At 63.6% G+C, this 14,575-nt stretch carries 12 protein-coding genes; 5 read left to right on the top strand and 7 right to left on the bottom strand.

The features are described from left to right. The first annotated feature begins 2 nt into the window (after window positions 1–2). On the top strand, window positions 3–995 hold the full coding sequence (pdxA, locus tag J5J83_RS09795) for a 4-hydroxythreonine-4-phosphate dehydrogenase PdxA (RefSeq protein WP_212348542.1): 993 nt from the start codon (window positions 3–5) through the stop codon (window positions 993–995). Then, entirely contained in the window at window positions 992–1,795 is an 804-nt protein-coding gene (gene rsmA / locus J5J83_RS09790; protein WP_212348539.1) for a 16S rRNA (adenine(1518)-N(6)/adenine(1519)-N(6))-dimethyltransferase RsmA, read from the top strand. The genes pdxA and rsmA overlap by 4 nt, the downstream gene beginning before the upstream one ends. A gap of 47 nt (window positions 1,796–1,842) precedes the next feature. Here the strand turns inward: rsmA and J5J83_RS09785 are convergent, their stop codons facing one another. The 3 genes from J5J83_RS09785 to xth form a co-directional block, all read right to left on the bottom strand. Beyond that, window positions 1,843–2,037, bottom strand: a complete 195-nt coding sequence (locus J5J83_RS09785; RefSeq protein WP_212348536.1) for a DUF2892 domain-containing protein — start codon at window positions 2,035–2,037, stop codon at window positions 1,843–1,845. Between the two features lie 114 nt (window positions 2,038–2,151). After that, entirely contained in the window at window positions 2,152–2,823 is a 672-nt protein-coding gene (locus J5J83_RS09780; RefSeq protein ID WP_212348533.1) for a Crp/Fnr family transcriptional regulator, read from the bottom strand. 7 nt (window positions 2,824–2,830) lie between these two features. Further along, window positions 2,831–3,589, bottom strand: a complete 759-nt coding sequence (gene xth, locus J5J83_RS09775) for an exodeoxyribonuclease III (RefSeq protein WP_212348530.1) — start codon at window positions 3,587–3,589, stop codon at window positions 2,831–2,833. Window positions 3,590–3,889: 300 nt separating this feature from the next. Here xth and J5J83_RS09770 point away from each other — a divergent pair, with 300 nt between their 5' ends. The 3 genes from J5J83_RS09770 to J5J83_RS09760 all read left to right on the top strand — a co-directional run bounded on the left by J5J83_RS09770 (window position 3,890) and on the right by J5J83_RS09760 (window position 9,967). Continuing rightward, on the top strand, window positions 3,890–4,792 hold the full coding sequence (locus J5J83_RS09770; protein WP_212348527.1) for a LysR family transcriptional regulator: 903 nt from the start codon (window positions 3,890–3,892) through the stop codon (window positions 4,790–4,792). 276 nt (window positions 4,793–5,068) lie between these two features. After that, the gene (gene amt, locus J5J83_RS09765) at window positions 5,069–8,461 is read left to right on the top strand and encodes an ammonium transporter (protein WP_212348525.1); all 3,393 of its coding nucleotides are present in this window, start codon (window positions 5,069–5,071) and stop codon (window positions 8,459–8,461) included. 123 nt (window positions 8,462–8,584) lie between these two features. After that, a complete protein-coding gene (locus tag J5J83_RS09760) occupies window positions 8,585–9,967 on the top strand; it encodes a DUF945 family protein (protein WP_212348522.1) in 1,383 nt (460 codons plus the stop codon). A 23-nt stretch (window positions 9,968–9,990) separates the two neighbouring features. On the opposite strand, the gene J5J83_RS09755 is transcribed toward J5J83_RS09760, so the two are convergent. From J5J83_RS09755 to J5J83_RS09740, 4 genes are all read right to left on the bottom strand, one after another. Continuing rightward, window positions 9,991–10,461 carry a glutaredoxin family protein gene (locus J5J83_RS09755; RefSeq protein WP_212348519.1) on the bottom strand — a complete coding sequence of 157 codons (471 nt, stop codon included), beginning with the start codon at window positions 10,459–10,461 and terminating at the stop codon, window positions 9,991–9,993. Next, window positions 10,458–12,551, bottom strand: coding sequence for a M3 family metallopeptidase (locus J5J83_RS09750; RefSeq protein WP_212348516.1), 2,094 nt, complete (start codon window positions 12,549–12,551; stop codon window positions 10,458–10,460). The genes J5J83_RS09755 and J5J83_RS09750 overlap by 4 nt, the downstream gene beginning before the upstream one ends. Window positions 12,552–12,651: 100 nt before the next feature. Beyond that, window positions 12,652–13,425 carry a DUF2189 domain-containing protein gene (locus J5J83_RS09745; protein WP_212348513.1) on the bottom strand — a complete coding sequence of 258 codons (774 nt, stop codon included), beginning with the start codon at window positions 13,423–13,425 and terminating at the stop codon, window positions 12,652–12,654. A gap of 205 nt (window positions 13,426–13,630) precedes the next feature. After that, a complete protein-coding gene (locus J5J83_RS09740) occupies window positions 13,631–14,566 on the bottom strand; it encodes a phosphoribosylaminoimidazolesuccinocarboxamide synthase (protein ID WP_212348510.1) in 936 nt (311 codons plus the stop codon). Between the last annotated feature and the right edge of the window lie 9 nt (window positions 14,567–14,575).

The following is a 14,575-nucleotide window of genomic DNA, read 5'->3' as shown; positions in this document are numbered from 1 at the left end:
GCATGTCGGCGGGTGTACCGGTTCTGGCCATTACCAGCGGTGAGCCGGCGGGCGTCGGACCGGAGCTGTGCGCGCGCCTTGCCGAGCGGGACTGGCAGGCCCATCTGGTGGTGCTGGGGGACGCCGAACTGATCGAGGAGCGTCTTGCCCGTATTGGCAGTCGAGTGCAAGTACGCCCATATCAGCCCGGATCTGGCCCGCAGGCCGGCGTCCTCGACGTGTTGCACCTGTCCCTGGCTTGTCCGGCCGTTGCCGGCCACCTTGATGCGGCAAATGCTCCCTATGTGCTCGCCTTGCTGGATCGTGCATTGCAAGGGTGCGTGGCGGGCGAATTTGCTGCAATGGTGACCGCTCCGGTGCACAAGGGCGTGATCTGCGACGCCGGCGTGTCTTTCAGCGGACACACCGAGTACCTGGCCGAGAAGACAGGCACGCCGCTGGTGGTCATGATGCTGGTCGGCGCGGGCCTGCGCGTTGCGCTGGTGACCACGCATCTGCCCTTGTCCGCGGTTCCCGCAGCGATCACGCCTGCATTGCTCGAGCGCACCCTGCGCATCCTGCATGAAGATCTTAGCGCCCGCTTTGGGCTGGCGGCGCCGCGCGTCCTGGTGGCGGGCCTGAATCCACATGCCGGAGAGGGCGGACACATGGGGCGCGAAGAGATCGACATCATCATGCCGGTGCTCGAGCGCCTGAGGGCCGAAGGCATGGTGCTTGTGGGGCCGTTGCCGGCCGACACCCTGTTCGTGCCGCACACGCTGGCACAGGGTGATGCCGTGCTCGCGATGTATCACGATCAGGGATTGCCGGTACTCAAACACGCCAGTTTCGGTGGCGGCGTCAACGTCACCCTCGGCTTGCCGATCATCCGCACCTCGGTCGATCACGGCACCGCGCTCGATCTTGCCGGCAGTGGCCGCGCCGATCCCGGCAGCCTGTTCGCTGCTGTCGAACTGGCGATCTCGATGGCAGAAACCAGACGGAACAGTGCATGAGCAACGACCGCGAGACCGACGGCCATCGCGCGCGCAAGCGCTTTGGCCAGAACTTCCTGTCCGATCCCAATATCATCCGCCGCATCATCGACGCCATCCGCCCGCAGAACGGCGAAACGATGGTGGAAATCGGTCCTGGCCTCGGCGCCATGACCGCCCCCCTGCTCGAACGCATCGAACACCTGCACGTGGTGGAGATCGACCGCGACTTGATCGCGCGTCTGCGCGAGCGCTATCCGGCCGAGCGCCTCAGCATTCATGAAGGCGATGCGCTGAAGTTCGATTTCGGCGCGCTCGGCAACCCGCTGCGCATCGTCGGCAACCTGCCGTACAACATCTCCACGCCCATTCTGTTTCACCTGGCCGGCTTCGCCGAGCGGGTGAAGGACATGACCTTCATGTTGCAGAAGGAGGTGGTGATGCGAATGGTTGCGGAGCCGGGTACCGAGGACTACGGGCGGCTGTCCGTGATGCTTCAGTACCGGTTTCGCATGGGGCGGATGTTCGATGTGCCGCCGGGCGCTTTCCGTCCTGCGCCCAAGGTGATGTCGAGCATCGTGCGCCTGGTGCCGCTTCCGGCCGAGGAACTCACTGCCAGGGACGAGGGGCTGCTCGGCGCCATCGTCACTGCAGCCTTCGGCCAGAGGCGCAAGACCTTGCGCAATACCTTGCGCGAGTTCCTGGACGAAGCGGGATTTGCCGCGCTCGATCTTGATCCGGGACTGCGCGGCGAGCGACTGTCCGTCGCCGACTTCGTCCGCATCGCCAACTACTGCAGCATGGCTGGCAAGCGGGCGTAAAAAAGCCGGGCGTTGTGCCCGGCTTTTTCATTCCGATGCGACCCGGGTCACTCTTTCTTCAGCGGGCAGGTATTCACGCCGATCAGCAGATAGGCCGGGCACCAGCCCATCAGGCCGGTCACCAGCGGCACGATGCCGATATAGGTCCACGGGGCGCCGATACCCATGATGGCCATTGCCAGCAGCACGATGCCGGCAAGGATGCGGATGATCTTGTCAGTGCCGCCTACGTTCGATTTCATGATGTGCTCCAAGGGGAAAGTGAGCTCATTGGAACATGGCGCATGGGGCCGGGTCTGTGACCGGGGATACATAGCGTCTGTCCCGCACCATGCGCTGCCGCGATTGCCGCGTCCCTAGCCTGCGCGGCCGTCGCTCCCGCTGGCAATACGGCGCAAGCCGGGCGGATCGAGGATCTCGATCTGCTCGCGTGACAGCCTGACCAGCCCCTGGGCCGAAAAACCCTTGAGCAATCGGCTGACGAATTCGCGCACGCTGCCCAGTTCGTCCGCGAGATGCTGGTGGGTGGTGTGGACGATGCGGCCCTTGCCCAGCAGCAGCGCGGCCAGGCGCTGGTCCAGGCGATGGAAGGCAACCTCCTCGATGAGCTGCATGAGGTCGGCAATGCGCTCCGCAAACAGGTTGAACACGAAGCGACGGAAAGCCGGTTCGGCCAGCAGTTCATCGAACACCGGCTTGGGCAGCAACATCAGGCGGGTATCGGATTCGGTAATGCCGCGCGCATTGTAGTCTTCGTTGCCGAGCAGGCAGGATGAGGAAATGATGCAGGTCTCACCCGGGCTGACGCGGTATAGCGGAAGCTCACGACCATTGGGCGCACACTTTGCCACCCGTACCGAACCCTGGACCACGAAGGGAAAGCCTTCACACGATTGCCGGTCGTCGAACAGCAAGGTGTCGGCCGGCACGTCCATCCAGCGCGCGCATGCGAGCAGACGTTTGCGCCCGGCGTCCGACAGTTCTCCGATGACGGGATAGGTGTGCAGCAGCGGTTCGGTATCGATCATGCAGTGCTCATGCCAGTTCGAGGACGACCGGTGCGTGGTCGGATGGACGCTCGAGCCTGCGCGGCGTCTTGTCGACGGTGCAACTGCGGCAGTCGTCCTTCAGGGCCGGAGAGACGAGAATGTGGTCGATGCGCAGCCCGACGTTGCGACGAAAGGCCATCATGCGGTAATCCCACCACGAAAAGCTGCGCTCGGGCTGATCGAACAGGCGGAAGGCGTCGATCAGGCCCAGCTTCGTCAGTTCGCGAAAGGCTGCCCGCTCCGGTTCGGAAATATGAATCTCGTCCTTCCAGTCCGGGTGCGCGTCGGCGGCTTCGGGGGCAATGTTGAAATCGCCCGTGAGTACAAGCCTCGGGTGTCGCGTTATCTCCTCTCTTACCCAGGCAGTGAGCGCCGCAAGCCAGCGCAACTTGTACTCGAATTTGTCCGATCCCACGGCTTGACCATTGGGGAAATAGCCGCAGATTACCCGCACGCCGTCGATCGTGGCCGCAACGATGCGTTTCTGCTCGTCCTCAAAACCCGGGATGTTGCGCACGACCGCATCAAGCGGGTGGGGGCTGAGGATAGCCACGCCGTTATATGTCTTCTGCCCGGCGAACGCGGCCCGGTATCCCGCGGCTTCCAGTTCGGCAGCCGGGAAGGCCTTGTCCTCCATCTTCAGCTCCTGAAGGCACAGGGCATCGGGCTGGTTGGCCGCCAGCCAGTCGAGGACGTGGGGCAGCCTGACTTTCAGTGAGTTGACATTCCAGGTGGCGATTTTCATGTTGTTCGTTGCTCGCGGACGGCATTACGGAGATTCATCATTCTGGCGGTTTCCATCACCTTGGCAACGGATCCGGCGATTGGCTTGCGCCATACGGGTCCGGTATCGCATCCAGCCATGGCCGGTGCGCATTGTCCCATCCGTGCCCGCTGCTTACCAGCCGGATAGCCGATCGGGTACCGGGGCTATTGGGCCGGATCGGTGTTCTGTGTTGTTCCGAGGGCGATGGATTCCGCCGTTCTGAATCATAATCGGCATGGTTCGAATAGATGTTTGCCTAGGGGCAATAGTGGAGCGGGCGTGAAACGTTGGGAAGGGCTGGAGGAATTTGTCGCGGTCGCTGAAGGCGGAAGCTTTACCGCGGCAGCGGCCGCGCTCGGGGTGTCGACCTCTCACGTCAGCCGCAGCGTGTCGCGTCTGGAGGAGCGGCTGCAGGCCAGGCTGTTCTATCGCAGCACGCGCCAGGTCACGCTGACCGACACCGGACAGATCTTCCTGCGCCACTGCAGCCAGCTTCAGGACGGGCTCGACGAAGCGCTGCGCGTGATTCAGGATCTGGGGAGTACGCCCAAGGGTCTGCTCAGGATGACCTGCGCCGTTGCCTACGGCGAGCGCTTTGTCGTGCCGCTGGTCAATGAGTTCATGTCGTCCTTCCCCGCATTGTCGGTCAACATCGAGTTGAGCAACCAACCGCGGGATATCGTCCAGGACGGGTTTGACCTGGCCGTGCGCCTGGGCCACGTTCCCGAATCCCGTCTGGTGGCCACGCGATTGGCTCCGCGGCGGTTGTATCTGTGCGCTGCGCCATCGTATCTCGAACGGCACGGGACGCCCCGAGCGCTGAACGACCTCGATCAGCACAACTGTCTGGTCGGGACTTCCGAGCACTGGGCGTTTGTCGCCGACGGCAAGGAGACTCTGGTGCGCGTGAGCGGAAACTGGCGCTGCAACAGCGGAAAGGCCGTACTCGATGCGGCGTTGCAGGGCTTCGGTCTGTGTCAGTTGCCTGATTATTACGTCTACGAGCACCTGGAAACGGGTGGGCTGCGGAGTCTGCTTCCGCAACATGCGCCGCCCGGCGCCGCGGTGTGGGCGCTCTATCCGCAGCGTCGGCATCTGGCGCCGAAAGTGCATTTGCTGGTGGCCTTTCTCAAGGCGCGGCTGAGCAAGCTGGCGCTCTATTCATCGGGTGTCGATCGCTAGATTGGCTGGCCGTTGTTGGCCTTTCCCGTCACCGAGGTCATCGCCGCCAGAGGGCATCTGTGCGAATTGCCCGGTGGAGGTTGCCGCTGCAGACCTTGAAGTGCCGATCATGCCGCGTCCGCTCCGCGGTGGTGGCGGGTGCGGCATTGTTCTTGCTGGTTGCGCCACGGCAGTCGCAAGTATCTTTCGTGCGCCGGATGGATGCATCATTGTGGTGCATCAGGCGAGCGACTACGCCCCGTTCCGGACGGGGCGGCGGGAAGTCGGGGCAATCAGATGAGTGCGGTAGACATCGATGTAATGTGGGTGGTGCTGTGTGCCGGCCTGGTGTTCCTGATGCAGGCGGGTTTCCTGTGCCTTGAGTCGGGCCTGACCCGCAGTCGCAATGCGATCAATGTGGCCATCAAGAACGTGGTCGATTTCGCCGTTGCCGTTGTTCTCTACTGGGGCTTCGGCTTCGCGCTGATGTTCGGCGCGTCTGCCCTGGGGCTGGTGGGCACAGACCGCTTCATGGTTTCGGTGGGGCATGGCGCTAGCAATTCGCTCGCGGCATTCTTCCTGTTCCAGGCCATGTTCTGCTCGACGGCAGCAACCATCGTCTCGGGGGCGGTGGCCGAGCGCATGCGCTTCTCCGCCTACCTTGCGGTGGCCGCGATCATCGGTGGGCTCATTTATCCAGTATTCGGGCATTGGGCGTGGGGTGGCGCGCTCGGCGGCGAGCGCGGCTGGCTGGCCACGCTCGGATTCGTCGACTTCGCCGGCTCTACAGTCGTGCACAGTGTCGGCGGCTGGGTGGCCCTGGCCGGCATCCTGATTATCGGCCCACGTAGCGGCCGGTTCGATGCCGACGATCGCGTTCAGTCCATTTCGGGCGGCAATCTGCCGATGGCCATGCTGGGAGTGATGCTGCTGCTGTTCGGCTGGCTCGGCTTCAACGGCGGCAGCACGCTGGCCCTCGATGGGCGGGTGCCTGGCATCCTGGTCAATACCGTGCTTGCGGGCGTGGCCGGTGTGCTTGCCGGTCTGGCGATGGGATGGCGGCTGCGCGGCTATGCCGACGTGATTCAGACGCTCAATGGCGGGATTGCCGGTCTGGTGGCGGTGACCGCCGGGGCGCATGTGCTGGGCTCGGGCGACGCGCTGATTGTCGGCGCAGTCGGCGCGGTGGTGATGTTGCTGTGCCATGAGTTGTTGCTCAGATACCGTATCGATGACGCCGTGGGGGCCATTCCGGCGCACCTGGCTGCAGGCATATGGGGGACGCTGGCAGTCGCGCTGTTCGGCGATCCGCTTGCGCTTGGAACCGGACTCGGGCGAGGAGAGCAGTTCGTGGTGCAACTGGTGGGAGTCGTCAGTTGCGGCCTGTGGTCCTTCGGCATGGCCTGGGTGCTGCTGCACGGCGTGGACCGCCTGATCCCCTTGCGGGTGACGGCGGACGACGAAGCTCTTGGGCTCAATGTCTCCGAGCATGGCGCACGCACCGAGTTGCTCGAGTTGCTGCAGGCCATGGAGACCCAGGAGCGGACCGGGGAGCTGACGGTACGGGTGCCGGTGGAGCCATTCACCGAGGTGGGGCAGATCGCCAGCGCCTACAACCGCATGATGGAGGCGCTCGAACGCGCGGTTGAACAGACGCGGGCGATCATCCGCGATGCCCGTGATGGCATCGTCACCTTCGGCGCGGACGGACTCTTGCGCAGTCTCAATCCGGGGGCGGAAAAGTTGCTCGAAGTCCAGGGCGTGGCCGCGGTGGGGCGGCCGCTGGCCAGCCTGCTAGGTGACTCGCCACTGAGGCCGGACCGGCAGGTCGAGCGCTTGATGGGGGTGCAGGAGAATGTTGAATTGCGCCTGCATCGCCGTGGCAGGGCGCAACGTGTTCTGGAGGTCTCGGTGAGTGAGGGGCGGGCGAACGGCGAAACGGTATATACCGGATTGATGCGCGACGTCACCGAGCAGCGCCACATTGCCGAGCAACTGCAACGCGAGCGCGATCTGGCGCAGGTGACCCTGGCGTCCATTGGTGACGGCGTGATCACGACCGATGAAGCCGGCATCGTGCAGTATCTGAATCCGATGGCTGAAAGCCTTACCGGGTGGTCGGCGGAAGAGGCGCGCGGGCGCAACATCGCCACCATCTACCGTCTCGAGGAGGAGGGCAGCGGGCGCGCGCTGGAGAATCCGGTGCGCGCGGTGCTGGTCCAGGGGCGTGAAACGCGGGCGATGGACCATGGACTGCTGGTGAGGCGGGATGGCGAGCGCGTGCCGGTGCAGGATTCGGCCGCGCCGATCCGCAATCGCCTGGGCTATCTGATCGGCGTGGTACTGGTCTGCCAGGACGTGACCGTCACGTTGAATCTCACCCGCGAGCTGACCCGTCAGGCCAGTCATGATGCGCTGACCGGCATCCCCAACCGGCGCGAATTCGAGCGGCGACTCTCCGAGCTGCTGATCCCGGGTGTTCCGCCGGGGGGCACGCACACGCTGTGCTATCTCGATCTCGATCAATTCAAGGTCGTGAACGACACCTGCGGTCACGTGGCCGGTGACGAGCTGTTGCGCCAGGTGTGCACCCTGATGCGCGAACGCATGCGCGCAGCCGATCTGCTCGCACGTCTGGGCGGCGACGAGTTCGGCGTCATCTTCTTCAACTGCCCGGTGGACAAGGCGCTCGAGATGGCCGAAGGTTTTCGCGAAGCGATTCGCGCCTACCGCTTTGCGTGGGAGGGCAAGTCGTTTTCCATCGGCGTCAGCATCGGCCTGGTACCGGTGACCGACTCAGATCGCGAGATCGGGCGCATCCTGTCGGCGGCCGATACCGCCTGTTATGCGGCCAAGGAGGGTGGGCGCAATCGGGTGCACGTGTATCGTCCAGACGACGACCAACTGATGGAACGGCATGGCCAGATGCAGTGGGTGGCGCGGCTGCATGGCGCACTCGACGAAGACCGGCTGCGTCTGTTCGTGCAGCCTATCGTGCCGCTGTCCGCGGCGCAGGCCATCCATTACGAGGTACTGGTGAGGCTGGAGGAGGACGGGCGCCTGATCAGCCCGGGCAGCTTCATCCCCGCCGCGGAACGCTACAACCTGATGCCGCGAATCGATGAGTGGGTCTTCCGCAACGTGCTTGCCTGGGTGAGTGATACCTACCGCAAGGAGGGCCGGATAGAAGGAACCTGGTGCATCAATCTGTCGGGCAACTCCCTGAGCGACGAGGGGCTGCTGACGCAGATCCGCACCGGGCTGGCCCGCGCCGCCTTGCCGCACGGCGCGTTGTGCTTCGAGATTACGGAGAGTTCGGCCGTTGCAAACCTGTCGCGGGTCGTGAACTTCATCGGCGAACTGCGTACGTTGGGGTGTTCGTTCGCTCTCGACGATTTCGGCAGCGGCCTGTCTTCGTTCGCCTACCTGAAGACCCTGCCGGTTGATTATCTGAAGATCGACGGCGCCTTCGTGCGCGATATCGCGACCGATCCGATCAACCGTGCCATGGTGCAGGCAATCAACACTATTGGTCACACCATGGGGCTGGTCACGATTGCGGAGTTTGTCGAGAGTGCCGACGTGCTCGAGGTTCTGCGCGAGATCGGTGTCGATTATGGCCAAGGCTATCATCTCGGCATGCCGCGTGCGTTGGCCGAGATGGGGCGGGTTCGAATGATGCCGCGCTGAATTCGCCAACGCGCAGACAGCGGCCCAAATTTGCTTCCTGGCCGGTTGCAGTCAGCGGACTGCGGCGATAATGGCTGCCGTTTGCACCGGCGCGCGTTGGTTCCGGGTCTGAGAAGGATAGGTATGGGCAAGGCGGTGGTGATGGCGGGTGCGCTTGGCGCGGCAGCAGTGGTAGTGGCAGCAGCAAATTTCGTGATTGGGGGCAAGGTCGAGGCGGGTTTTCGCAGCAGCGTCGACGCGATGTGTGCGGGCGCGCTCCAGGTGCAGGTGCTCGATTACCGGCGCGGGGTGTTCGGCGCCGAGGCCCGCACCACGTGGACCATCGACGATGGCGACGAGACGATCACATTTTCCGTCGACCATCATATCGACCAAGGCGTCTTCGCCGCTGGTAGCGCTGCGCGCATCCATTCCACGCTGATCATGCCGGCCGCTTTCGAACGCAGTCTGGGGGCGGTCTTGCAGGGGCGTGCGGCGCTCGAAGTCGCGACCGTGGTGGGCTGGCGCGGGGATCTGTTCAACCGCATTTCTTCACCCGGATTCAAGGGGGCAGCGGGCGCAGGCTTGTCCGTCGACTGGGGCGGCATCGACGGCGAGCTCAATCTCGGCGCCGGGCAATCGCAGGCGCGGGGTCGTATCGTCATGCCCAAGCTCGATATCCGCGATGCCGATGGCAGTGCCCTGACGATCGAGCATCTTGCGTTCGATCTGGATTCATCGCGATCAAAGCAATACCGGTTCTGGACCGGGTCGTCCTCGCTGAGCCTCGATCGTGCAGTGTTTTCCGCCCGCAGTGGGCAGGACAGCTTTGTCCTCGGCGGCTTGAAGATTGCGTCGCTGATCGCGCTCGACGGGGATTTGGTGAATATGAGCGTCGACTTCCGCGTCAGCAATCTGAGCGGAGGGGGCGAGACAGTGGACGAACTTGGCCTGGCGTTTGCGGCCGAACGTATCGATGCCGCAGCGCTGGATGCAATTTCCCGCCGTGCCGAGGAGGTCCGACGAGCCGACAGCGATATCGAGATGCAGCGTGTTGCCGTGCTTGAGGTGGTCTCACAGCAACTGCCCGCGATGCTCGGGCGTGCACCCGCGATCGAACTCAAGCGTCTCGGGGCGAGTCTCGGCGAGGGTCGCGCAGAGATGAGTGCGCGGATCGACTATGCCGGGAAGGCTGATGCGGTGGGTCGGGACCCGGTCGCCGGTGTTGGTGCCAGTGCGGAGTTCAGCATGCCCAAGGCCTTGTTGTTGCGGCTGCTTCAATTGAACGCACGTCAGTCCGTTGTCGGCTATGTGCAGGCGATGAAGGTCGAGGCCTCGGATGCCGAGATCGATGGCGCGGTCAGTGCTGCGGTCAAGAAGCAGATGGGGGATATTCTCGCCGCAGGCGTGCTGCGGGAAAAGGACGGGATGCTGAGCACTGCATTGCGCTACGAGGGGGGCAGCCTGTTCGTCAATGGCAGGCCATCACCCCTCAGCGCCATTGAAGCGCTTGGGCTGGCGCTCTGACGGGGCGTTCGGGTGACGGCCCCTCACGGTGCCTTGGGGTAGCCGACCTGATCGAGCAGGCGGTTCCATCCGCCGGGTTCGAAGCCCTTGAACGGTTTTCGTCCGACGCTGAGTGTGGGCACCTGTTCCGGACTGCCGAAGCGGTCGCGAAAGTCGGCAATATCGTCCTGGCTGGCGAGGATGCGCTCTGTAAAGGGAATGCCGCGTGCGCCCAACAGCGCGCGCGCGGAGGCGCACAGATCGGTGCAGTTGGCGGAGGTATAGAGCGTGACCGGAAAATCCTCGCCGAGCTTGCGCAAAGTGTATGACAGCGTCGGATCGGGCGGCGGCGCGGCAAAGCGGCGCGCCTCCGGCGTTCCCGCTTCCGGCGGTGGCGGCTGGTCGGAATAGTGTACCTGCCCTTGCCGGTCAACCCATCGATAAGTCGTTTGCGCCTGTGCCAAGGCGCTCAGACCCAGTGCAATCAGTACGGCGAGGAAGCGTGTTCTAGTCATGCGGCGACCATTCCAAGGTGGCGTAATAATGCATCGACCCGCGGTTCGCGCCCGCGAAAGGCCTTGAACGACTCCAGCGCCGGGCGGCTGCCGCCGACGGCCAGAATCTCGCGCCAGAAGCGCGCGCCGGTGTCGGCGTCGAGCAGGCTGCCCTTGCCGGCGCCGGCTTCCTCGAAGGCTTCGAAGGCATCCGCCGACAGGACTTCGGCCCACTTGTAACTGTAGTAGCCGGCAGCATATCCGCCAGCAAAAATATGCGAAAAGCTGTGCGGAAAACGGTGCCATGCAGGCGGAATCAATACCGCGACTTCGGCCCGGACCTCATCGAGCAGCGCCATGACGCGCTCGATGGCGACGCTTGCCTGATCGCCTTCACCGCTCGGGCGCAATTCGCCGTGAAGGCGGAGGTCGAACATCGAGAACTCCAGTTGGCGCACCGTCTGCATGCCGCTCTGAAAGTTTTTCGCCGCGATCATCTTGTCGTACAGCGCGCGTGGCAGCGGTTCGCCGGTATCGACATGGCGGGTCATGCCGCACAGCACGTCCCATTCCCAGCAGAAGTTCTCCATGAACTGGCTCGGCAATTCGACCGCATCCCACTCCACCCCATGGATGCCGGACACCGCCAGCTCGTCCACCCGGGTCAGCAGATGATGGAGACCGTGGCCCACCTCATGGAACAGCGTCAGCACGTCGTCGTGGGTGAAGGTCGCGGGCTTGCCCCCGACCGGGCCGGGGAAGTTGCACACCAGGTAGGCCACGGGGGTGGTGGTCCCATCCGCACCGACATGGCGACTGCGGGCGGAATCCATCCATGCACCGCCACGCTTGGTTTCGCGTGCGTGCAGATCGAGGTAGAAATGCCCGATCAGTTCGCCGGCTTTCTCGATGCGGAAGAAGCCGACGTCAGGATCCCAGCGCGGCGCCTCGTCGGGCAGGATATCCACGCCATAGAGGGCCCGGATCACGCCAAACAGCCCGTCGAGTACACGCGGCTCGGGGAAATACTGTTTCACTTCCTGATCGGAGTAGGCGTAGCGTGCCTGGCGCAGTTTTTCCGAGGCATAGGTGACGTCCCACGGCTGCAGATCGACGATGCCGAGTTCGTCGCGCGAAAAGGCACGCAGTTCGTCGAGGTCGCGTTCGGCAAAGGGTTTGGCCTTGGCTGCGAGTTCGCGCAGGAAGCCGAGCACCTGTTCGGGCGTATCGGCCATCTTGGGTACGAGCGAGACTTCGGCGAAGTTACGGTAACCCAGCATGCGGGCTTCTTCGTCACGCAGCGCGAGAATGCGTCCGATCAGCGGACCGTTGTCCAGTTCCGGCTTGCCGAGTTCCGATGCACGGGTGGCATAGGCGCGATACATGCGTTCGCGCAGGTCACGATTGTCGGCGTACTGCAGCACGGGCAGATAGGCTGGCATCTGCAGCGTGAACTTCCACCCGGATCTGCCCTCTTTCTCTGCTGCGGCACGCGCGGTGCTGACGGCGTCGGCGGGAATGCCGGTCAGGGCCGATTCGTCTTCGATCCATTCGGCATGGCCATTGGTGGCGTCGAGCAGGTTCTCGGAAAATTTGGCGCCGAGTTGTGACATCGCCTCCTGAATGGCCTGGAAGCGCGGTTTGCGCTCGTCGGGAAGTTCCGCGCCGGAAAGGCGGAAATCGCGCAGTTCGTGGTCCAGGATGCGCTGGCGGGTCGGCGTGAGGGAGTTGTATTCGGGGCTTTCACTCAGCGCCTTGTACTTTTCGAACAAGGCCAGGTTCTGTCCCACCTCAGCATAGAAGCGGGAGACTTCGGGCAACAGGGCGTTGTAAGCTTCGCGCCATACCGGTATATCCATCACGCTGTGCAGGTGCCCGACCACACCCCAGGCGCGCCCCATACGTTCCCCGGCCGCGTTCATCGGCACGATGAAATCATCCCAGGTCGGTGTATTTTCGCTGTTGGTGAGGCGTTCGATGAGCGTGCGGTATTCGTCGAGCAGTTGCCTGATCGCTGGAGCCACATGCTCGGGCCGGATCGTGTCGAAGCGGGGCAGGCCAGAGAAGTCGAGCAGCGGATTGTCGAGCGGTGCGGGGGTCGGTGCTTGCATGATGTCCGGGTCGGTTGAGAACGTGTGATGCGCCTATTGTGCCGCAAAAAATCGAAAGGGCGCCGCTATCGGCGCCCTCGGCGAAACTGATCGGGCGGATTTACTCGATCAGGTCACGATAAGCGTGCCAGGATGCGTGTCCCAGCAATGGCAGCAGGATCACCATGCCGATCATCATCGTGGCGAAGCCGATGCCGATCAGCACGACGATCAGCGCAGCCCATACCGCCATGGCGCCGAGATTGATGCCAACCGTGCGCATGCTGGTCATCGCTGCGCTGATGCCGTCGGCTTCACGGTCCATGGTCATCGGGATGGAAACGACCGACAGCGAGAACACCAGCGCGGCGAGCGCGCCACCGATCACCAGGTAGGCGACAACGAAATGGGTATAGTCGCCAGACAGGAATACCTCGCGATAGAAGTTGCTCAGGTCCGGCGATCCGCCATGATAGAAAAGCGCGAAAATGATGGCTGAGATGCGTTCCCATCCGATCAGCGTGATGGCAAGAAAGACGCCGAAGAACAGCATGCTGTCACGGTGCGTCCACAGGCTGCGCAGGGACTCGGCGAAAGACATCGAGCGCCCCTTCTCGTGCTGACGGGAGATCTCGTACAACCCGGCGGCGGCGATCGGGCCGATCAGGAAGAACCCGCACACTGCACCGGTGAAGAGATAAGGCATGCTGGCCGCGTAGGCGAGGATGAGATAGCCCGCCACGGCAAAGAACAGGCCGTAAGTCAAACTCGCCGCCAGGTTGTCCCGCATGTCGCTCAGGCCGAGCTTGAGCCATTGAAATGGCCGGTTTGCATCGACCCGGCGGACGTGGGGCAGGTCGAAGTGGTGATCCAGGGTATGAAAAGACTTGTCCATGGCAACCTCCATCGGGTGGAATATGCCGGGCAGTCCCGTCATTGGCGCGGAACGATCCCGGGCTGTCCGTTAGAGGGGGATCTTCACGCAGAGTTCTTTATGCTGCGCGCAGCCATTTGCCCAATGGCCGCGCGCGGGTCATGCAGGCATTTCACTGCCTGCCGCCGGCTGTGGTCCCCGCCGTTGCGGCGGAGACCGCCACGTCTCAAGCCAGATGCTGCCCGGTCAGGCGGGTAAATGCCTCACGGTACTTGTCGGCGGTACGCTCGATGACGTCTGCGGGCAATGACGGGCCGGGTGCCTGCTTGTTCCAGTCCAGCGTCTCGAGATAGTCACGCACGTATTGCTTGTCGTAGGACGGCGGGCTGATGCCCTCGCGATAGCTGTCTGCGGGCCAGAAGCGTGAGGAGTCCGGTGTCAATGCTTCGTCGATCAGGTGCAGGGTGCCGGCGGCATCGATACCGAATTCGAACTTGGTATCGGCGATGATGATGCCACGGCCAGCCGCGTAGTCGGCTGCTTCCGTGTACAGCGCGAGTGCGGCCTGGCGTGCCTCTTCGGCAAGTCCGGCGCCGGTCTTGCCGGTGCCGGCAAGTGCGCTCGCGAGCTGAGCGTCGCAATCCGCCTGGGCCTGGGCGAAGGAGATGTTCTCGTCGTGTGCGCCGGCTTCGGCCTTGGATGAGGGGGTGAAGATCGGGGCGGGAAGTTTGGCGGCCTGCTTCAGCCCCGGTGGCAGCGCAATGCCGCAGATGGCACCGGTCTCCTGATAGTCCTTCCAGCCCCCGCCGATCACGTAGCCGCGCACCACGGCCTCGATCGGCAATGGCTTGAGGCGCTTCACCACGAGGGCGCGCCCGCGAACCTGGTCGCGCTCGTCGGCGGCGACAACCGTCTCGGGGTCGATGCCGGTGAGCTGGTTGGGAATGATGTGACCGAGCTTGTCGAACCAGAAGTTGGCCATCGCGATCAGCACCCTACCCTTGTCGGGAATCGGATTGGGCAGGATCACGTCGAAGGCAGACAAGCGATCGCTGGTCACGATCAGCAATTTGTCGGCGTCGACTGCGTAGATGTCGCGCACCTTGCCGCGCCCAAGCAGTGGCAGGCTCTTGATGGTGGATTCGAAAAGCGGGGTGGTCACGGATAGGTT

This window comes from Azoarcus sp. L1K30 (assembly GCF_018122735.1).
Classification (GTDB): Bacteria; Pseudomonadota; Gammaproteobacteria; order Burkholderiales; family Rhodocyclaceae; genus Parazoarcus.
This window is presented reverse-complemented; position numbering and strand designations above follow the sequence as displayed.

Coding starts and splice junctions, on each gene's coding strand:
- pdxA (WP_212348542.1), top strand. CDS start 3: ATGTCGGCGGGTGTACCGGTTCTGGCCATTACCAGCGGTGAGCCGGCG.
- rsmA (WP_212348539.1), top strand. CDS start 992: ATGAGCAACGACCGCGAGACCGACGGCCATCGCGCGCGCAAGCGCTTT.
- J5J83_RS09785 (WP_212348536.1), bottom strand. CDS start 2,037: ATGAAATCGAACGTAGGCGGCACTGACAAGATCATCCGCATCCTTGCC.
- J5J83_RS09780 (WP_212348533.1), bottom strand. CDS start 2,823: ATGATCGATACCGAACCGCTGCTGCACACCTATCCCGTCATCGGAGAA.
- xth (WP_212348530.1), bottom strand. CDS start 3,589: ATGAAAATCGCCACCTGGAATGTCAACTCACTGAAAGTCAGGCTGCCC.
- amt (WP_212348525.1), top strand. CDS start 5,069: ATGAGTGCGGTAGACATCGATGTAATGTGGGTGGTGCTGTGTGCCGGC.
- J5J83_RS09760 (WP_212348522.1), top strand. CDS start 8,585: ATGGGCAAGGCGGTGGTGATGGCGGGTGCGCTTGGCGCGGCAGCAGTG.
- J5J83_RS09755 (WP_212348519.1), bottom strand. CDS start 10,461: ATGACTAGAACACGCTTCCTCGCCGTACTGATTGCACTGGGTCTGAGC.
- J5J83_RS09750 (WP_212348516.1), bottom strand. CDS start 12,551: ATGCAAGCACCGACCCCCGCACCGCTCGACAATCCGCTGCTCGACTTC.
- J5J83_RS09745 (WP_212348513.1), bottom strand. CDS start 13,425: ATGGACAAGTCTTTTCATACCCTGGATCACCACTTCGACCTGCCCCAC.